Annotated in this window: 18 protein-coding genes; 10 read left to right on the top strand and 8 right to left on the bottom strand. The window is 71.4% G+C overall.

All coding sequences use genetic code 11. From position 1 onward, the window contains the following. Positions 1 to 71 precede the first annotated feature (71 nt). Positions 72 to 974, bottom strand: coding sequence for a ribokinase (locus IE225_RS07570; protein WP_190056581.1), 903 nt, complete (start codon positions 972 to 974; stop codon positions 72 to 74). Positions 975 to 1,107: 133 nt separating this feature from the next. Beyond that, the gene (locus IE225_RS07565) at positions 1,108 to 1,755 is read right to left on the bottom strand and encodes a DinB family protein (protein ID WP_190056580.1); all 648 of its coding nucleotides are present in this window, start codon (positions 1,753 to 1,755) and stop codon (positions 1,108 to 1,110) included. 220 nt (positions 1,756 to 1,975) lie between these two features. Between IE225_RS07565 and IE225_RS07560 the strand changes: the two genes are divergently transcribed. Then, positions 1,976 to 3,502, top strand: a complete 1,527-nt coding sequence (locus IE225_RS07560) for a serine/threonine-protein kinase (protein WP_190056579.1) — start codon at positions 1,976 to 1,978, stop codon at positions 3,500 to 3,502. A 53-nt stretch (positions 3,503 to 3,555) separates the two neighbouring features. Here the strand turns inward: IE225_RS07560 and IE225_RS07555 are convergent, their stop codons facing one another. Further along, complete coding sequence (locus tag IE225_RS07555; protein WP_190056578.1) at positions 3,556 to 4,023, bottom strand: ATP-binding protein; 468 nt, start codon at positions 4,021 to 4,023, stop codon at positions 3,556 to 3,558. Between the two features lie 235 nt (positions 4,024 to 4,258). Between IE225_RS07555 and IE225_RS07550 the strand changes: the two genes are divergently transcribed. Genes IE225_RS07550 through IE225_RS07535 form a run of 4 tightly spaced genes read left to right on the top strand, consistent with a single transcriptional unit; the run spans position 4,259 to position 5,975 of the window. Continuing rightward, positions 4,259 to 5,110, top strand: coding sequence for a helix-turn-helix domain-containing protein (locus IE225_RS07550; protein WP_190056577.1), 852 nt, complete (start codon positions 4,259 to 4,261; stop codon positions 5,108 to 5,110). Positions 5,111 to 5,118: 8 nt separating this feature from the next. Further along, the gene (locus tag IE225_RS07545) at positions 5,119 to 5,313 is read left to right on the top strand and encodes a DUF397 domain-containing protein (RefSeq protein ID WP_190056576.1); all 195 of its coding nucleotides are present in this window, start codon (positions 5,119 to 5,121) and stop codon (positions 5,311 to 5,313) included. Position 5,314: 1 nt separating this feature from the next. Next, entirely contained in the window at positions 5,315 to 5,530 is a 216-nt protein-coding gene (locus IE225_RS07540) for a DUF397 domain-containing protein (protein ID WP_190056575.1), read from the top strand. Beyond that, a complete protein-coding gene (locus tag IE225_RS07535) occupies positions 5,520 to 5,975 on the top strand; it encodes a hypothetical protein (RefSeq protein WP_190056574.1) in 456 nt (151 codons plus the stop codon). Before IE225_RS07540 ends, IE225_RS07535 begins: the two co-directional genes overlap by 11 nt. 87 nt (positions 5,976 to 6,062) lie before the next feature. Here the strand turns inward: IE225_RS07535 and IE225_RS07530 are convergent, their stop codons facing one another. Next, the gene (locus tag IE225_RS07530; RefSeq protein WP_190056573.1) at positions 6,063 to 6,662 is read right to left on the bottom strand and encodes a Uma2 family endonuclease; all 600 of its coding nucleotides are present in this window, start codon (positions 6,660 to 6,662) and stop codon (positions 6,063 to 6,065) included. A 106-nt stretch (positions 6,663 to 6,768) separates the two neighbouring features. Between IE225_RS07530 and recD2 the strand changes: the two genes are divergently transcribed. Next, a complete protein-coding gene (gene recD2, locus IE225_RS07525; RefSeq protein ID WP_190056572.1) occupies positions 6,769 to 9,060 on the top strand; it encodes an SF1B family DNA helicase RecD2 in 2,292 nt (763 codons plus the stop codon). A 350-nt stretch (positions 9,061 to 9,410) separates the two neighbouring features. Further along, positions 9,411 to 10,700: a citrate synthase gene (locus tag IE225_RS07520; protein WP_190056571.1), complete on the top strand. Its 1,290-nt coding sequence runs from the start codon at positions 9,411 to 9,413 to the stop codon at positions 10,698 to 10,700. 717 nt (positions 10,701 to 11,417) lie between these two features. On the opposite strand, the gene IE225_RS07515 is transcribed toward IE225_RS07520, so the two are convergent. Then, positions 11,418 to 13,697, bottom strand: a complete 2,280-nt coding sequence (locus IE225_RS07515; RefSeq protein ID WP_190056570.1) for a heavy metal translocating P-type ATPase — start codon at positions 13,695 to 13,697, stop codon at positions 11,418 to 11,420. A gap of 97 nt (positions 13,698 to 13,794) precedes the next feature. Next, positions 13,795 to 14,034 (bottom strand): heavy-metal-associated domain-containing protein, encoded by a 240-nt coding sequence (locus tag IE225_RS07510; RefSeq protein WP_190056569.1) that lies wholly within the window; start codon positions 14,032 to 14,034, stop codon positions 13,795 to 13,797. A 232-nt stretch (positions 14,035 to 14,266) separates the two neighbouring features. Here IE225_RS07510 and IE225_RS33880 point away from each other — a divergent pair, with 232 nt between their 5' ends. Next, the gene (locus tag IE225_RS33880; RefSeq protein WP_190056568.1) at positions 14,267 to 15,052 is read left to right on the top strand and encodes a chaplin; all 786 of its coding nucleotides are present in this window, start codon (positions 14,267 to 14,269) and stop codon (positions 15,050 to 15,052) included. Between the two features lie 296 nt (positions 15,053 to 15,348). Here the strand turns inward: IE225_RS33880 and IE225_RS07500 are convergent, their stop codons facing one another. Then, a complete protein-coding gene (locus IE225_RS07500; protein ID WP_190056567.1) occupies positions 15,349 to 15,624 on the bottom strand; it encodes a hypothetical protein in 276 nt (91 codons plus the stop codon). Between the two features lie 77 nt (positions 15,625 to 15,701). Further along, a complete protein-coding gene (locus IE225_RS32910) occupies positions 15,702 to 16,307 on the bottom strand; it encodes a hypothetical protein (protein ID WP_229879314.1) in 606 nt (201 codons plus the stop codon). Positions 16,308 to 17,077: 770 nt separating this feature from the next. On the opposite strand from IE225_RS32910, the gene IE225_RS07490 reads away from it, so the two are divergent. Together IE225_RS07490 and IE225_RS07485 are read left to right on the top strand one after the other, a co-directional pair. Continuing rightward, entirely contained in the window at positions 17,078 to 17,617 is a 540-nt protein-coding gene (locus IE225_RS07490) for a hypothetical protein (RefSeq protein WP_190056566.1), read from the top strand. Positions 17,618 to 17,830: 213 nt separating this feature from the next. Then, positions 17,831 to 18,109 carry a hypothetical protein gene (locus IE225_RS07485; RefSeq protein ID WP_190056565.1) on the top strand — a complete coding sequence of 93 codons (279 nt, stop codon included), beginning with the start codon at positions 17,831 to 17,833 and terminating at the stop codon, positions 18,107 to 18,109. The last annotated feature ends 73 nt before the right edge of the window (positions 18,110 to 18,182 follow it).

Here is an 18,182-nt window from a genome sequence, read left to right as displayed (position 1 = left end):
CCGCGGGCCGGGACCACGACGGCGAACCGCCCGCCTCACCAGGCCGTTCACAAGGCCCTTCACAGGGCCGCTCACAGGGCCGCGACCTCCTCCGCCGTCGGGAACGACTCCTGCGCGCCCCGCCGTGTCACCGCCGCCGCCCCGACCCGCGCCGCGTACGCCGCCGCCTCCCGCAGGGGCGCGCCGGCGCCGAGCCGCCAGGCCAGCGCGGCGGTGAAGGCGTCCCCGGCGCCCGTGGTGTCCACGGCCCGCACCGGCACCGACGGCACCCGCGTCACGCCCTGCGCGTCGGCGGCCAGCGCGCCCCCGGCGCCCAGCGTCACCACCACCGAGCGCGGGCCGCGCGCCAGCAGCAGCCGCGCCCACTCCTCGGGGGTGCCGTCCGTGGCGGAGGCGCCCAGGATCACCCGCGCCTCGTGCTCGTTGACGATCAGCGGGTCGCAGGCGTCCAGCACGGCACGCGGCAGCGGGCGCGGCGGGGACGGGTTGAGTACGAAGCGGCCCCCGTCGGGGAGGTTGCGCACGATCTCCTCGACCGTCTCCAGCGGGATCTCCAGTTGCGCCGACACCACCCGGGACGCCTGCAGCAGGCAGGCGGCGGCCCGCACGTCGCCGGGCGCGAGACGGGCGTTGGCGCCCGGCGCGACGACGATGCTGTTGTCGCCGGACGGGTCCACGGTGATCAGCGCCACCCCCGTCGGCGCGCCGCCGACCAGCACGCCCACCGTGTCCACGCCGGCCGCCCGCTGTGTGTCCAGCAGCAGCCGCCCGTACGCGTCGTCGCCGACGCGGGCCAGCAGGGCCGTACGGGCCCCGAGCCGCGCGGCGGCGACCGCCTGGTTGGCGCCCTTGCCGCCCGGGTGGACGGCCAGGTCGGAGCCGAGCACCGTCTCCCCGGCCGCCGGGCGCCGCTCCACGCCGACCACCAGGTCGGCGTTGGCGGACCCGACGACCAGCAGGTCGTAGTCGTACATCGCCCTCTGCCCTCTCCCGTCTCCCCGGCCGGGACCACCCTCACCGGCGTCCACGGTCCACCACGGTCCACGAGGATCCTGCCCAGCCCGGTGGCGGAGCCCAGCATGATCCGAGGGTGAACCTACGGGGAACCTACGCCCGTACGGTCCCGTCCCAACGCCAGCTCGTCAGCCGGGGACGGCCGGGCAGTTCGCCGCGCCCGGTGGCCCACAGCAGCGTGGGCCAGGGCGGCGTGGACGTCGGCGCGTCGGGGAACAGCCGGGCGAGCACCCGCGCGCACAGCTCGGCGGGCGGGTCCCAGGCGAGCCCGAGCCCCTGCGCCAGGTCGTGCGTGTGCACCAGGGTCTCCACGATCCCCATCGCGGCGAACCCCTCGGGGTCGGAGACGCCGAACACGTGGTGGGCGCGGGTGTCCGCGGGCCTCGTCCGCACCATCGCGGCCAGCAGCGCGCCGCACGCCTCCAGCACCTGCAGCAGCCCGGCGGGCCCCGCCGCCCGGTCCGCGTGCACGGCGTTCGCCGGCCCGCCGGGCCGCCGGCTCTCCCACACGAAGGGCACCTCGCCGTCCAAGGGCGGTGCTGCGGGCCCCAGTTGGGCGGCGTACGCGAACAGGTCGTCGCTGAGGTGCTCGACGGTCTCCCAGCAGGTCCACTCCAGCGAACCGGCGTTCTCGTCCCAGGCGTCCGGCGGCGCCTGGCGCAGCACCGACACGGCGAGTCGTACGGCGAGTTCGAGGTCGTCGGCGGTGACGGGGGAGGTGCCAGATGGGGAGGGAGACATGGCAGGACCCTACCGCCGGGGTGCCGGCGCCGTCCGGCCGCCGCCCCACGGGCCGTCGCCCCACCGGCCCGTGGAACCGCCGGCCCGTGGAGCTGCCGCAGGGGTAACCCGGCTTCTCGTGGGTACGCGTGTCCGGCACGGCACCCCTTCGTCCTGGTGACGAGCTCGTCCTGGTGACGAGCGCCCGCACGCAGCACCCTCGGAAGCAGTGGGAGAGGACATGAGGTTCCGCCAGTCGGCGTCGGCACCGTCCGGACGGTCCGCGGAAGTGCTGGCCGGGCGGTACCGCCTGGACGCGCTCATCGGCTCGGGCGGCGCCGCCGACGTCCACCGCGGCTTCGACCTGCGCCTGAAACGGCCGGTGGCGGTCAAGGTCTTCCGCACCGGCGCCGACGCCGACATGGAGGAACGCTTCGGCAACGAGGCGGTGATCCTGGCCCGGTTGCAGCACCCCGGGCTGGTCACCGTCTACGACGCCGGACGGCACGACGGCCGCGCCTACCTGGTCATGCAGCTCATCGAAGGCCCCACGCTCAAGGCCCGCATCGCCGAGGGCACCCTGTCCCCCGGCGAGACCGCCGCACTCGGCGCCCACCTCGCCCGGGCACTGGCCCACGCGCACGAGGCGGGGATCGTCCACCGCGACGTCAAACCCTCGAACATCATCCTGGACGCCTCCAGCCGCCCCCACCTGACCGACTTCGGCATCTCCCGGCTGCTCGACGCCACCACCCGCACCGCCCCCGGCGCACTCGTCGGCACGGCCGCCTACCTCTCCCCCGAGCAGGTGCTCGGCCGGTCCGCCGGCCCGCCCGCCGACGTCTACGCCCTCGGACTGGCCCTCCTCGAATGCCTCACGGGCAGGCTCGAGTACGACGGCGGCCCCCTGGAGGCCGCGATCGCGCGCCTCCACCGCCCGCCCGTCCTGCCCGACTCCCTGCCGGAAGAACTCGCCGCCCTGCTACGGGACATGACCGACCTGGACGAGCAGGCCCGCCCCTCGGCACACGCCTGCGCCCGGAGGCTGGCCGCCCTGACCACCCTGGCCACCCCGGCCGACACGGCGGCCGGTCCCGCCCCCCTGCCCGTCCCGTCCCCGGCCGTCACGAGCGTGATCCCCAGCGTGATCCCCGGGGAAGCACCGGAGCGGGACACCGACTTTACGCACCGGCATTCGTCGCCCGCCGCGGCACCCGCGGCGGGCGACGCCGCGTCGAAGGCCACGCCCGCACGCGGACGCGTCCTGGTCGCCGGCGGAGCCGCCGCGCTCGCCGCCGTCATGGCCGCCGCGTTCACCGTCTCCGACGGCACCGGGCACCAGGGCAGCGGCGACGGGACGCCACGGGCCGTCAGCCGCCCCTCCACGGAGGCCGGCTCCCCGGACACGTCCGCCGGAAGGAACACATCAGGCCCTGCGGACCCCACGCCCTCCCCCCGCGGCGTCTCCACCGGACGACTCCGCGACGCCGCCCTCGCCCGGAACTCCGGCCCCTCCTCCACCTCCGACCCCGCTTCCGACTCCGCTGCTCCGCGCCGGAAGCCGGCCACCGGCAGGTCCACCGCACCCGGCACCACAACCCGGCCGCCGCACTCCGGTCCGGCCGGCACACCAGGCAGCCGGACCACGGGGACGTCCGGTACGGCGACGCCCACCGAGACCGGAACGCGGACCCCCGGCGGACAGTCCGGCACCTCCGAGGAGCCCGAAAAGCCCCAGAAGAAGACCAGGGAGGAGGACAAGGAGTAGAAGGACAAGAGCGGGTAACGAGCCACCATCGCTCCGGCATGCCCAACAGGCCGTCAGGACAGCGCCCGCCGAGCGCCTGGCGGTTCCGCCGGAGCAGGGGTCGTGGAACGGGCCGCCGCCAGCTCGCACCACACGTACTTTCCCCGGTTGCCCTCTCTGGCCAGCGGCTGCCACCCCCACACGTCGGCGCAGGCCCGCACCAGTGCCAGCCCCCGCCCCTCCTCCGCCTCCGCCTCCCCGAGCCGCTCCAGGGACTGCGGCGGCTCCGGCGGCGCGGGGTCGGCGTCCCACGCCCCGATCCGCAACACCCCGGCCGACCACCGCACCCGCAGCGCGGCGGGCCCCTTGGTGTGCCGTACGGCGTTGGACACCAGCTCCGCGGCGAGGAGTTCGGCGACGTCTACCAGGCGGATCAGGCCGTGCAGGGTGAGGATCAGACGCAGGGTGCGACGGCTGACGGTGACGGCACGGACGTCGTTGGGGATGTACAGGCTGTACTCCCAAGGGGTGTTTTCGGGCATGGATGAACTCCGTTCGATGAGCGGGGAGTTGAGAATCGGCTGCGAGGACGGGCGGTGGCATTGCCGCAGCCGCCACGGCAGGACGGAGCGGTGCGCTTCCGGCACCCCGGAGTTTCGCAGCGTGTGCGCTACGTCACTGAAGGTAGGTCTAAATGTAGAGGTTAGGCAAGCTGGTCGCGTAATCTGACCCCGAACGAGTCGCGCTCACAGGCGCGTTGCACCGAGGAGCACGTCGATGGCGCTGAGGCGCGAACCAACGGCACGTCAGATGCGTCTGGCCACTGAACTGCGCAGACTCCGTGAAGCAGCAGGTCTCACTGCTCGCCAGGCGGCAGCGCTGCTGGGAGTGAGCCCCGCCCAGATCACCCACATCGAGTCCGGACTCTCAGGTGTGAGCGAGAAGCGACTTCGCCGCCTTGCCTCGCACTACGCCTGCACGGACGAGAAGTTCGTCGACGCCTTGGTGGCCATGGCCACCGACCGGACCCGCGGTTGGTGGGAGGAGTACCGCGGCCTGTTGCCGACGTCGTTCCTGGATCTCGCCGAGCTGGATCACCATGCGTTGTTCCGGCACGAGGTGGCCATCCTGTTCGTGCCGGGACTGCTTCAGACGGAGGAGTACGCGCGCGCCGTCTTCTCGTCGCGGGTGCCGGAACTTACCTCTGAAGAACTGGAGTTGCGCATCCGCCACCGGGTGGCACGCCGTGTGATCATCGAAGGGCCCTCCCCGATCCCCTACACGGCAGTGATTCACGAGGCGGCGCTGCGCATCCGGGTCAGCGACCGTACCGCCTCAAAGGCCCAACTGGCCCGCCTCCTTGAACTCTCCGAAGCGGACCACATCACCTTGCGTGTCATCCCCTTCGACCTGGATGGCTTCGCAAGAGCCTCAAGCACCATGACGTACGTGGGTGGTCCTCTGCCCAAGCTGGACACAGTGGTGCGCGACGCACCTCACGGCTCGGTCTTCATCGATTCCGAAGCGCAACTCAGCGCTTATCGAGCGCGCTTTCGTAAGGTAGAGGCCGTATCACTCGAGCCCGGACAGTCACGCGACTTCATCCATGACCTGGCGAAAGAACTGTGAGGCGGCCCATGACCACCCCTGACAACTGGCGGAAGTCGTCCTACTCGGGCGAGGGCGATGGCAACGACTGCGTGGAGATCGCCCACTCGCCTGCTCGCGTGGCCATACGCGACTCCAAGGTCCCCCACCGAGCCATGCTCACCTTTCCCACCACTGCGTTCGCCTCCTTCGTCGAGGCCCTCAAGAAGCGCCCCCGCCCCTGACATGCGCCGCACCGACATCGACACCTTTGAGAACTGGCGGAAGTCCTCCTACTCCGGCGGCGGCGACGGGAACAACTGCGTGGAGATCGCCCACTCGTCCACCCACGTGGCCATACGCGACTCCAAGATCCCCCACCGGGCCACGCTCACCTTCCCCACCACCGCGTTCGCCTCCTTCATCGAAGCTCTCAAAAGAAGGTGCGTTGATGCGGCTTGAGAGAGGAGCGACCGGGTTCTGGGACTACGGTGGCGAACCGGCTCCCGAGATCGACCTGTCACTCCTTCGCAGTGCTTGCTGGGAAGCCGCGAGGCGGATCGGTGGCCGCGTCGGTGAGGTGGTCCGCGCCGAGATGTCCAGCTTTCACTCGGTCACTGTCACCGGCCGTGCGAAGACGCCTGTCGTCCTGTGCCACGCGCACCTGCCGGTCATCGCCTTTGCCGACGTCCCGCCGGTGCCGGGACAGCCGCTGTCGGGCTTCGTGGGGGCGCCGCCGTGGGCGGACAGCTTTGCGGCCGCCGGGTTCCGCTGTCTGTCCGTCGAGGAGCTGAGTACGCCGATGTCGAGGGTCGACGTGGCGGAGCTGGCGCAGGCAGAGCTCGCTCAGATCCGTTACTGGCGCCCCGAGGTCTTGAGCGATCTGTTGTTCAACTGGTGGGACTGAAAGCGGTCCTCCTGACCGCTGTCCGGCCCGGCACCCGCCCCGGTCCGCCGCGGGAAGCCCGCCGGACCCACCGTGTGAGGCGACGCCTCACCCTCCCGCCGGGCCCGGCCGGCCGCCCTCGTCCCTGCCGTACCGCCGGAAATCCGAGGTCTCCACGATCCAGGGTCCGAACGGCACCGAGTCCCCGAAGATGTAGGGCTCCTTCTGGCTGTAGCGGCCCTTGCACGGCTCGGAGTGGACCTCGATCGTGCCGGTGCGCGGGTCGACGATCATGTAATGGGGGATTCCCATCGCGGGGTAGTCGGCCAGCTTTTCGCTGTAGTCGTTGTCCGGGTTGGACGGTGAGACGATCTCGATCACCGCGAGCGCCTGGGTGGCGTCGACGGCGAGCCCTTCCTCGTCGAGCACTCGCTCGGGGATGACGACGGCGTCCGGGCGGCGCATGCGGCCGATCGCCGGATGCTCGATCTCGGGGCCGTTGGCGCAGATGTATCCGGGGTGGGTGGTGGGGAGCTGCGCGTCCAGTTGCTTGCAGATGCGGCGGACCGTGCCCTCGTGGCGTTTGGACGGGCGCACCATGGCCAGGACCGGACCGGACGGGCCGATCTCGACGCTCCAGGCCCCTTCGAGCCGTTCCGCGTAGGCCCCGAGGTCCTCGGCGATGGCGCGCATCTTCGCGTACTCCACGCGCCAAAGTTACTGAAGTTACTGAGAAGGACCTTTTGCGGCCGTGAGCAGTCGCCCTCCCCGGCCGACGGTGCCCCCTGTCACACTCCGGCGGTACCGTCGGATCATGGTCAGTCAGCCGAGTTCCGCGGGAAGCCGGGCGGGGGAGGGACGGCCGGGTGCCGGGGAGCGGCGCCCGGCCGTCGTCGAGGGTGTGCTCGAGCGGATCACGTACGCCAACGAGGAGAACGGCTACACGGTCGCCCGTGTCGACACCGGCCGCGGCGGCGGGGACCTGCTCACCGTCGTCGGCGCGCTGCTCGGCGCCCAGGTGGGGGAGTCGCTGCGGATGGAGGGCCGCTGGGGCTCGCATCCGCAGTACGGGCGGCAGTTCCACGTGGAGAACTACACGACCGTCCTGCCGGCCACCATCCAGGGCATCCGGCGCTATCTCGGGTCGGGGCTGGTCAAGGGCATCGGCCCGGTCTTCGCCGACCGCATCACCCAGCACTTCGGGCTGGACACCCTGCGCGTCATCGAGGAGGAGCCGGAGCGGCTGATCGAGGTGCCGGGGCTCGGGCCCAAGCGGACCAAGAAGATCGCCGACGCCTGGGAGGAGCAGAAGGCGATCAAGGAGGTGATGCTGTTCCTGCAGACCGTGGAGGTCTCCACCTCCATCGCCGTGCGCATCTACAAGAAGTACGGCGACGCCTCGATCTCCGTCGTCAAGAACCAGCCCTACCGCCTGGCCGCCGACGTCTGGGGCATCGGCTTCCTGACCGCCGACAAGATCGCCCGCTCGGTCGGCATCCCGCACGACAGTCCCGACCGCGTCAAGGCGGGCCTGCAGTACGCGCTGTCGCAATCCGCCGACCAGGGCAACTGCTTCCTGCCGGAGGAGCAGCTCATCAAGGACACGGTCAAGCTGCTCCAGGTCGACACCGGGCTCGTCATCGACTGCCTCGCCGAGCTGGCGGAGCCTCCCGAGGACGGCGGGGACCCCGGTGTCGTACGCGAGCGGGTCCCCGGCCCGGACGGCGGCGAGCCCGTCACCGCCGTCTACCTGGTCCCCTTCCACCGCGCCGAGCTGTCGCTCTCCGCCCAGTTGCTGCGCCTGCTGCGCGCCGACGAGGACCGGATGCCGTGGTTCCGCGACGTCGACTGGGACAAGGCCCTGGGCTGGCTGAAGGGCCGTACGGGCGCCGAACTCGCCCCGGAGCAGGAGGCGGCCGTCAAGCTGGCGCTGACGGAGAAGGTCGCCGTGCTCACCGGCGGCCCGGGCTGCGGCAAGTCCTTCACCGTGCGCTCGGTCGTGGAACTGGCCCGCGCCAAGAAGGCGAAGGTGGTGCTCGCCGCGCCGACGGGCCGCGCCGCCAAGCGGCTCGCCGAGCTGACCGGCGCCGAAGCCTCCACCGTCCACCGGCTGCTGGAGCTCAAGCCGGGCGGCGACGCGGCCTACGACAAGGACCGCCCGCTCGACGCCGACCTGGTCGTCGTCGACGAGGCGTCCATGCTCGACCTGCTGCTCGCCAACAAGCTGGTCAAGGCGGTCCCGCCCGGCGCGCACCTGCTCTTCGTCGGCGACGTCGACCAGTTGCCCAGCGTCGGCGCCGGCGAGGTGCTGCGGGACCTGCTGGCCGACGGCAGCCCGATCCCGGCGGTGCGCCTCACCCGCGTCTTCCGCCAGGCCCAGCAGTCCGGGGTGGTGACCAACGCGCACCGGATCAACGCCGGGAAGCATCCCGTCACCGAGGGCATGAAGGACTTCTTCCTCTTCGTCGAGGACGACACCGAGGCCGCCGGCCGGCTCACCGTGGACGTGGCCGCCCGCCGCATCCCGGCCCGGTTCGGGCTCGACCCGCGCCGGGACGTGCAGGTGCTCGCGCCCATGCACCGCGGCCCGGCCGGGGCGGGCGTGCTCAACGGGCTGCTCCAGCAGGTCATCACCCCGGGCCGGCCCGACCTGCCCGAGAAAAGGTTCGGCGGCAGGGTCTTCCGAGTCGGCGACAAGGTCACCCAGATCCGCAACAATTACGAAAAGGGGAAGAACGGTGTCTTCAACGGCACCGTGGGCGTCGTCACCTCGCTCGACCCGGTCGACCAGCGGCTCACGGTGCTGACGGACGAGGACGAGGAGGTTCCGTACGACTTCGACGAACTGGACGAACTGGCGCACGCGTACGCGGTGACCATCCACCGCTCCCAGGGCAGTGAGTACCCGGCCGTGGTCGTCCCGGTCACCACCGGTGCCTGGATGATGCTGCAGCGCAACCTGCTGTACACGGCGGTCACCCGCGCCAAGCACCTGGTCGTCCTCGTCGGGTCCCGCAAGGCGATCGGGCAGGCGGTACGCACCGTCTCGGCCGGCCGGCGCTGCACGGCGCTCGACTTCCGGCTCGCGCCCCGCCCCTTGGAGTGATTCCGCCCCTCGGAGCGGCTTCGGCCCCTGGAGCGCCCGGCGGTCCCGGAGTGGCCCGGCCTCCGAAGCGGCCCGGCCCCCGGAGCGATCCCGGGAGCCGGTCCCGGGAGCCGGCCCCGGTGGGGTCCGGGAACCGGTCGCCGCGAAAAATGATCGATCAAACAAGTCGCAAAGGTCACACAACACTTCCGCCCGCCCCGCCGAGGGGGCAGGATGAGCAGGTTGGCGGCACTGAGTGCCGTCCACTAGCCCAATGGTCGACCCCGAGTGCACTCTCCTGAGCCAAATGGGGGATGGTAGAGACAGTCAGGGCACCTCGAAGATGAGGCACTACGTCGGTGAGGGAAGACGTGAGCGACAACTCTGTAGTACTGCGGTACAACGGCGGCGAGTACACCTACCCGGTGGTCGACAGCACCGTCGGTGACAAGGGCTTCGACATCGGCAAGCTCCGCGCCCAGACCGGTCTGGTGACCCTGGACAGCGGATACGGCAACACGGCCGCCTACAAATCCTCGATCACCTACCTCGACGGCGAGCAGGGCATCCTCCGGTACCGCGGCTACCCGATCGAGCAGCTGGCCGAGCGCTCCACCTTCCTGGAGGTCGCCTACCTGCTGATCAACGGTGAGCTGCCGACCGTCGACCAGCTCACCGCCTTCAAGAACGACATCACGCGGCACACCCTGCTGCACGAGGACGTCAAGAACTTCTACCGGGGCTTCCCGCGCGACGCGCACCCGATGGCGATGCTGTCCTCGGTCGTTTCCGCGCTGTCCACCTTCTACCAGGACAGCCACAACCCGTTCGACGAGCAGCAGCGCTACCTGTCCACCATCCGCCTGCTCGCCAAGCTCCCGACGATCGCCGCCTACGCGTACAAGAAGTCGATCGGCCACCCGTTCGTCTACCCGCGCAACGACCTCGGCTACGTCGAGAACTTCCTGCGCATGACTTTCTCGGTGCCGGCGGACGAGTACGAGCTGGACCCGGTGGTCGTCTCCGCGCTGGACAAGCTGCTCATCCTGCACGCCGACCACGAGCAGAACTGCTCGACCTCCACGGTCCGCCTGGTCGGCTCCTCGCAGGCCAACATGTTCGCGTCGATCTCGGCCGGCATCAACGCCCTGTGGGGTCCGCTGCACGGCGGCGCCAACCAGTCCGTGCTGGAGATGCTGGAGGGCATCCGCGACTCCGGCGGCGACGTGGACGGCTTCATCCGCAAGGTGAAGAACAAGGAGGCCGGCGTCCGCCTGATGGGCTTCGGCCACCGGGTCTACAAGAACTTCGACCCCCGCGCCAAGATCATCAAGGCCGCCGCGCACGACGTGCTCTCTGCCCTGGGCAAGGAGGACGAGCTCCTCGACATCGCCCTGAAGCTGGAGGAGCACGCCCTGTCCGACGACTACTTCATCGAGCGCAAGCTCTACCCGAACGTCGACTTCTACACCGGCCTCATCTACCGCGCCATGGGCTTCCCGACCGAGATGTTCACGGTCCTGTTCGCCCTGGGCCGGCTGCCGGGCTGGATCGCCCAGTGGACCGAGATGATCAAGGAGCCGGGCTCCCGCATCGGCCGCCCGCGCCAGATCTACACCGGCGTGGAACTGCGTGACTTCGTGCCGGTCGAGGAGCGCTGAACTCCTGCTGCCCGAGTCCCGCGGGTGACCTCACGGCCGCCCGCGGGGCCCGACGGCCAAAGATGCTCAAGAGACGCCCGAAAGGCGCCGGAAAGGTGCCGAAGGGCAGCGCGAGACGCGACAAAGCGGCGAAGCAGCAGAGGCACAGAGCCGCAAAGCAACAAAGCAGCAAAGCGGAAGGCGCCCTGAGACGCCGGTCCCCCCACGGGCCGGCGACCAGGGCGCCTTCCCGTGTCCCGGTGCGGATTCCCCCCACGGGATCCGGCCGGGCGCTTGGTGAGGACAGCGCCTGAATCGCTGTTCGGACGTGAGCACAATGAGCAAAACTCGGCGTGCTCCCGCCTTGCGGTCTGCCGGGACAGCGCACGTCCGGGAGGGCCGCTCAAAGCTTCCCGCCGTACGTGCCCCGGCAACGCGTTCCTGAGGAAGTCCCCCAAGACGACCTCAGCTGCCAGTCGGCGCCCCCCAAGACGCTTCCTGACATCGACAACTTAGACCTTCGAATCCCTTCGAGGGTTACGTTCACATCACTGTGATCTGCGTCTCTTGCGCATCCCCGTCCGACACGCAAGAGCCCCGACACGCGATCGGGGCCCCAGCGTAAGGAAGATGCGTGAGCCGTGTGAAGAGCTTATGGGAGGACGTCTCCGGACTCCAGGGGCCCCTCGCCCTTACCGCCGAGTACTTTCGTCCGGTTCGTGCCCGTCCCGCGGCCGATCACCCGAAACGCCGCAGCCGCAGGCTGTTGGTGACCACGAACACCGACGAGAACGCCATCGCCGCACCCGCGATCATGGGGTTGAGCAGTCCGGCCGCGGCCAGCGGCAGCGCGGCGACGTTGTAGCCGAAGGCCCACACGAGGTTGCCCTTGATGGTGGCCAGGGTGCGGCGGGAGAGCCGGATCGCGTCGGCGGCCACCCGCAAATCCCCGCGCACCAGCGTCAGGTCGCCCGCCTCGATCGCCGCGTCCGTGCCGGTGCCCATCGCCAGGCCCAGGTCGGCGGCGGCCAGCGCGGCCGCGTCGTTCACGCCGTCGCCCACCATGGCGACCGTGCGGCCCTGCGCCTGCAGCCGCCGTACGACGTCGACCTTGTCCTCGGGCAGCACCTCGGCGATCACCTCCTCGATGCCCACCTGGCGGGCCACCGCCTCGGCCACCGCCCGGTTGTCCCCGGTGAGCAGGACGGGCGTCAGGCCCAGGGCGCGCAGCTCGCGGACGGCCTCGGCGCTGGTGTCCTTGACCGTGTCGGCCACCGCGAGCACCCCGCGCGCCACCCCGTCCCAGCCGGCCAGGACGGCCGTACGGCCGCTGCGCTCGGCCTCGTCGCGGGCCCGCGCCACCTCGGGCGGCACCGTGTCGAAGAGGCGCCCGGCGGCCACCTCACGGCCCTCCACGCGCCCGCGTGCGCCCCGCCCGGGCACGTTCGCGAAGTCCTCGACCGGCGGCAGCGCTCCGAGGCGCTCCTCGGCGCCCGCGGCGATCGCGCGGGCCACGGGGTGCTCGGAGGCGTGCTCCAGGGCGCCCGCGAGCCGCAGCAGCTCCTTGGCGTCGGTGCCCTCGGCGGCGTACACCTCCTGCAGGGTCATGCGGCCGGTGGTGACCGTGCCGGTCTTGTCCAGCACCACGGTGTCGACGCGGCGGGTGGACTCCAGCACCTCCGGGCCCTTGATGAGGATGCCGAGCTGCGCCCCGCGCCCGGTGCCGACCAGCAGCGCGGTCGGGGTGGCCAGGCCCAGCGCGCACGGGCAGGCGATGATCAGCACGGCGACGGCGGCCGTGAACGCGGCCGCCGTGTCCCCGGTGACGGCGAGCCAGGCGACGAACGTGCCGAGCGCGATGAGGAGGACGACCGGCACGAACACCGCCGAGATCCGGTCCGCGAGCCGCTGCACCCGCGCCTTGCCGCTCTGCGCCTCCTCCACCAGCTTCGCCATCCGCGCCAGTTGCGTGTCGGCGCCCACCCGGGTCGCCTCCACCACCAGCCGGCCGCCCGCGTTGACGGTCGCCCCGGTCACGGCGGACCCGGGGGAGACGTCCACCGGCACCGACTCGCCGGTCAGCAGGGACGCGTCGACGGCGGAGACGCCCTCGACGACCACACCGTCGGTGGCGATCTTCTCGCCGGGCCGTACGACGAACCGGTCGCCGACGGCGAGCCGCGCCACCGGCACCCGGATCTCCCGGCCGTCCCGCAGCACGGCCACGTCCTTGGCGCCCAGCTCCAGCAGCGCCCGCAGGGCCGCGCCCGCCCGGCGCTTGGAGCGGGCCTCCAGGTAGCGGCCCAGCAGGATCAGGGCGACGACGCCGGAGGCCACCTCCAGGTAGATCGTGGACGCGCCGTCCATGCGGGAGACGGTGAGGCGGAAGGAGTCCCGCATCCCCGGCCTGCCCGCGTCCCCGAAGAACAGCGCCCACAGCGACCAGCCGAACGCGGCCAGCGTGCCCACCGACACGAGGGTGTCCATGGTGGCCGCGCCGTGCCGGGCGTTGGTCAGCGCCGCCCGGTGGAAGGGCAGGCCGCCCCAGACGACGACGGGCGCGGCCAGCGTCAGCGACAGCCACTGCCAGTTGTCGAACTGCAGCGCCGGGACCATGGCGAGCAGCACGACGGGCGCGGCGAGCAGCGCCGAGACGGTGAACCGCTGCCGGAGCAGGGCCGGCTCGGCGTCCTGGGGCGCCTGCTCGGCGGCGGGTTGCCCGGCAGTGGGTTGTCCGGCGGCGGGTTCGGGCTGCGGCGGCGGGGGCTCCTCGGCGGTGTAGCCGAGCTTCTCCACGGTGGTGATCAGGTCGGCCACGCTTACCCCCTGGGGGTAGGTGACGCGGGCCTTTTCGGTGGCGAGGTTCACCGTCGCGGTGACGCCGTCGATGCGGTTCAGCCTGCGTTCGATGCGGGCCGCGCAGGAGGCGCAGGTCATCCCGCCGATGAGGAGCTCCGTCTGCGACGTCCCGGCGCCCGGTGCGGCGCCCGGCGCCTGGGTCTGTGCGGTGCTGGTCATGTCCGTACTCCAGAGAGCGGACCGGACCGTACGGAGCCAGTATGAGCTGGTCGGCACGGTCCGGTGCGGAGAAGGGGGGCGTCGGGTGCCGGCGCCGTCAGGCCCGGCCGGCGAGCTCGAAACCGGCCTCGTCGACGGCGGCCCGCACGGCCTCCTCGTCCAGCGGCGCCTCGGAGACGACGGTGACCTCGCCGGTGGCGGCGACGGCCCGCACCGACGTCACACCGGGGAGCCGGGTGAGTTCGGCGGAGACGGAGCCCTCGCAGTGTCCGCAGCTCATCCCGGTCACCTTGTAGACGGTGGTGACGGAACCCTGGGTGTCGGTCCGAGCGGTCATGTCGTTACTCCTCGTCGAGGCGTGTGGGGCCTGGGGGTCACGGGGGAATCCCCTCCACTTCAGACTATACCCCTAGGGGGTATGAGTTCAATGCCGGTCCGCCTCTCGTGGGCAAACCAGCCCCAAACCGGTGGAACTGGGGGGGGCGGCACGCCATAACTCCGGATGGTGCACCTCCGTTTTATGAGGTGCGGGTGAGTGCCCGCGAAGAAGTCAGGAAGGCAGGAAACCCATGAGACGGACTACCCGAAGCGGTGTGATCGCCATCGCCGCCGCGTCCGGCGCGATGGCCGTGGCGTTCCCGGTGTCCGCCGCCTTCGCGGCCGACGGGGCCGGCGCCGACGGTACGGCGACCGGCTCGCCCGGGGTGCTCTCCGGCAACTCCCTCCAGGTGCCGGTGAACGTGCCGGTGAACGTCTGCGGCAACACCGTCGACGTCGTGGGACTGCTCAACCCGGCCGTGGGCAACACCTGTGTGAACGGCGGCGCGGCCAAGGCCGGCGGCGCGAAGAAGAGCGGCGCGGCCAAGGCCGGCGGTGCGGAGAAGAGCGACGCGGCCAGGGCCGGGGACGCGGCCGGCGACGGCGGCGAGTCGAGTGCGTCCGGTGGTGCCTCGGCCCACGGTGTCACCGCCGACTCACCCGGGCTGCTGTCGGGAAACAACCTCCAGCTCCCGGTCGACCTGCCGGTGAACGTCTCCGGGAACAGCGCCAACGTGGTCGGCGCGGGCAACCCGGCCATCGGCAACGAGTCGGTCAACGGCTCCGGCGACCACGAGATCTCGCACACCTCGATCCCGAAGCCCCGGGCCTCCAAGCCCCCGACTTCCTCCGACCGGTCCCACGTCGCCCCGCACTCCCCGGAGGACCCGCAGTCCTCGGAGGACCCGCGCACGGTGGCGTCCTCGCTGGCCCACACCGGAGCGGACCTCACGGCCCCCGCGCTCGCGGGCAGCGTCGCGCTCATCCTCACGGGTGGGATCCTGTACCGCCGCTTCCATCCGGGCCGCGCCTGCTGACCGATCTCGAAGCCGCCGCGTGGACCGATCCGGCCGGATCGGTCCGGACGCGTCAAGGGCCCCAGAAGACGCCGCGATGTCTCCTGGGGCCCGATGTGTTGTCCGGGATGCGTTGTCCGGGGCCCGACGCGTTGTCTCCTCGTCCCCTCGGCTCGTCCCCTCGGCCCGGCGGCTGAGGGGAACGCCCCCTTGCCGGCTGCACGAAGGGAATCCCGACCGCACGAAGGGAAACGCGAAGGGCACGCACGGATCGAGGATGATCCGTGCGTGCCCTTCGGCCGAGGGCGGCGAGGCCGTCAGAACGCCCGGTTGCTGCAGCCCATTCCGGAACCGAGGTGGCTCTTCTGCGCACCCGGGTTGCCTTCACCGTTCAGCAGGTTGCCCGCCAGGCCGGTGAGGGCGCCGACGCTGCCGAGCACCTCGATGTTCATGTCGTGCGAACGGCACTCGACGCCCTGCGTGATGTCGACGTCATGGCCCGGCTCGCCGTGTGCGAAGGCGGTGTTGCCGCCGAGGGAGCCGACACTGCCGAGGATGGCGCCCACGAGGACAGCCTTGTGAAACGTGCGCATGGGTTCTCCGTTGGTTGAGTGGACTCGAGCCGCAACAGATCGAGTCGGGTGTGCGGAAATGCGGGAGGGGGAGGCTGTCAGCCGAGTCGGGGAAGTCCCAGCCGGCCGACAGGAGGCGCCGCGACCTGCCCGAGGCCGACCGGAGCCAGCTCCGGCACCCTCCCCGGGGTGACATGCGGGTTGAGAAGCGGGTTGACCTGCGGGTTCACCTGGGGGTTCACCTGCGGGGCGACGGACGCCGGGGGCTCCGGGGCGGGCGCCTGGGGCACGGCCACCTGCGGGGCGACCTGCGGCATGACCTGCGGCATGACCTGCGGCACCACCTGGGCCGGAGCGGCCTGCGCCGGAGCGGGCTGGGCAGGGGCGGCCTGCACGGGCTGTGCGGGGGCGGCCTGTACAGGCTGGGCGGAGGCGGCCTGTACAGGCTGGGCGGGCTGGATGGGGGCGGCCTGCTGCGGGTACGGCGAGGTGGAGGCCTGCGCCGTGCCCTGCGACGTGGCTGTGGCAGCGGCGTAGCCGGTCTGCTGCTGCGGTTGCGGGACTTGCTGGGGCTGCGGGGCTTGCAACGGCTGCGCGGGCTGCGCGGGCTGCGGGGCCGACTGAAGCTGCGGGGCTTGCTGGGGCTGCTGGGCCTGCAGCGGCTGCGCAGGCTGCGGGGCTTGCTGAGGCTGTGGGGCTTGCAACGGCTGGGGTGCCTGCTGCGGCTGCGGAACCTGTTGCGGCTGAACAGGCTGCGGGGCCTGCAGGGTCTGCTGAGGCTGTGCAGGCTGCGGGGCCGACTGAAGCTGTGCGGGCTGCGGGGCCGACTGAAGCTGTGCGGGCTGCGGGGCCGACTGGAACTGTGGGGCCTGTTGCGGCTGCGGGGCCGGCTGAGGAGCGGGCGCCGGGGGCGCGGCCTGGGGAGCCGGGTACTCGGGAGCCGGCGCCGGAGCTGGGCTGCCGGATCCGACGGGAGTGTCGGCATGGCTGACGCCGGCGCCCAGGGCGGACAGACCGCCGGCCGCCGCTACAAGGAGTGCGGCCTTGTGAAGCTTGCGCATGAAACCCTCGGCCCTTCGATACATGAAGTACTGCATTCAGTGCGGTCGCACGTGCGGCTGGTGCGTTAGTCGTACTGCACGGTCGGCAGCGGTAATCACCGAATTGCACGCGGACTCGTGTCGGAGGCGGCAGCGCATCCTTGTCCCGCTCCGGGTCAAAACGCCGCTGCCCTTTCCCCGTTGGAACGAGGAACCCCTCGCTCCAGTAACGGCCCTGAGGGGCCGTCACCCGTTTGCCGTCCGGCGCGGCGACTCCGCGCCTTCCCTGCCGTTGCGGCAAATGGGTGACCCCCGAACGGCGCCCGTATCTGCGCCCGCTTTCGTCTCGTTCTCCACGGAGCCGAGCGGCGATGCTCCATCGCCGCCGCATTTCCCCAGGTTCCGTCCACGGGTCAAGAAGGGCCGAGGATCCCATGCGCAAGCTCCAGCAAGTCGCGCTCGTCGTCGCAGCAGCCGGCGGTCTGTCCGCCGTCGGTGCCGGCCCCAGCTCCGCCGCCACACTCGCCGCTCCCAACGGGCCCGCGCCGGCTCCCGTTTCACAGCCGGACGCCCGGGCCGCCTCGGCCACCTCCTCTCAGGCGACCACGCAGACCTACGGCTCGATGGCTCCGCGGCAGGCAGCCCCGCAGCAGACGGCTCCGCAGCAGACGGCTCCGCAGCAGACGGCTCCGCAGCGGGGCACCCAGGTCGCCCCGCAGGTCAACCCGCAGCTGAACCCGCAGATCAGCCCTCAGATCACCCCTCAGGCCCCGCAGACGCAGCAGTCGCAGCAGGGCGGTTCGGTGTACCAGAACAACCTGTTCCGTCCGTACCAGGAGTGCAGCCCGCAGACCCTGCTCGACGCGAACGTCCCGATCGCGATCCTGGCCGCGTCCCAGACGCGAGGCGTCGAGTGCACCCAGGCCAACAGCCAGGCCAACTCCCTTGCCAGCGCGACCGGTTTGCACCAGTAGCGCTCCGCACGGCCGTCCCGCCGGCACCGCACACGGGCCCTCGGTCTCGCGACCGACGGGCCCGTGCGCATGTGGTGCGGCGTTCGGGTGGTTCCGCTTCGAGGCCACGGGACCGGCGTGCCGTCGTCCGTTTTGCGGCTCTTTTTACTAGTTTCCGTGACGGTAGATGTCGATCTGCCTCAGATCGCACCGACTCACTCCATCGGAGAAGAAATGCGTAAACTTCGCAACGTTGCCGTCCTCGTGGCCGCGCTCGGCACCATCGGCCTGGCGGGCGGCACGGCCCACGCGGACGGCGGCAAGCACGGGGGCGACACGTACAACGTCACGCAGACCTCTCAGTGCCGGTCGCACGACCTGAACCTGGACGTCCTCGGCCAGGTCAACCTCCTCGGCGGTGCGCTGGGCAACGCGGTGAACGGCGAGGGCAACCCGGGCGCTCAGTACACCCACATCGGCTCGACCCAGGGCTGCAACAACAGCGCCTTCTAAGAGCCTTTTCGGCACGCCGGCAGTAACAAAGCGAACGGTCTCGGCACCGGGCATTGGGCGGGTGCCGGGCCGT

This window comes from Streptomyces echinoruber, assembly GCF_014651135.1.
GTDB classification, from domain to species: Bacteria; Actinomycetota; Actinomycetes; order Streptomycetales; family Streptomycetaceae; genus Streptomyces; species Streptomyces echinoruber.
Note: the sequence above shows the minus strand (reverse complement) of the source record. Positions and strands in the feature narration are given on the sequence as shown.

Coding starts and splice junctions, on each gene's coding strand:
- IE225_RS07565 (WP_190056580.1), bottom strand. CDS start 1,755: ATGTCTCCCTCCCCATCTGGCACCTCCCCCGTCACCGCCGACGACCTC.
- IE225_RS07515 (WP_190056570.1), bottom strand. CDS start 13,697: ATGACCAGCACCGCACAGACCCAGGCGCCGGGCGCCGCACCGGGCGCC.
- IE225_RS07560 (WP_190056579.1), top strand. CDS start 1,976: ATGAGGTTCCGCCAGTCGGCGTCGGCACCGTCCGGACGGTCCGCGGAA.
- recD2 (WP_190056572.1), top strand. CDS start 6,769: ATGGTCAGTCAGCCGAGTTCCGCGGGAAGCCGGGCGGGGGAGGGACGG.
- IE225_RS07570 (WP_190056581.1), bottom strand. CDS start 974: ATGTACGACTACGACCTGCTGGTCGTCGGGTCCGCCAACGCCGACCTG.
- IE225_RS07490 (WP_190056566.1), top strand. CDS start 17,078: ATGCGCAAGCTCCAGCAAGTCGCGCTCGTCGTCGCAGCAGCCGGCGGT.
- IE225_RS07555 (WP_190056578.1), bottom strand. CDS start 4,023: ATGCCCGAAAACACCCCTTGGGAGTACAGCCTGTACATCCCCAACGAC.
- IE225_RS07485 (WP_190056565.1), top strand. CDS start 17,831: ATGCGTAAACTTCGCAACGTTGCCGTCCTCGTGGCCGCGCTCGGCACC.
- IE225_RS07540 (WP_190056575.1), top strand. CDS start 5,315: ATGCGCCGCACCGACATCGACACCTTTGAGAACTGGCGGAAGTCCTCC.
- IE225_RS07510 (WP_190056569.1), bottom strand. CDS start 14,034: ATGACCGCTCGGACCGACACCCAGGGTTCCGTCACCACCGTCTACAAG.
- IE225_RS07550 (WP_190056577.1), top strand. CDS start 4,259: ATGGCGCTGAGGCGCGAACCAACGGCACGTCAGATGCGTCTGGCCACT.
- IE225_RS07545 (WP_190056576.1), top strand. CDS start 5,119: ATGACCACCCCTGACAACTGGCGGAAGTCGTCCTACTCGGGCGAGGGC.
- IE225_RS07500 (WP_190056567.1), bottom strand. CDS start 15,624: ATGCGCACGTTTCACAAGGCTGTCCTCGTGGGCGCCATCCTCGGCAGT.
- IE225_RS33880 (WP_190056568.1), top strand. CDS start 14,267: ATGAGACGGACTACCCGAAGCGGTGTGATCGCCATCGCCGCCGCGTCC.
- IE225_RS07535 (WP_190056574.1), top strand. CDS start 5,520: ATGCGGCTTGAGAGAGGAGCGACCGGGTTCTGGGACTACGGTGGCGAA.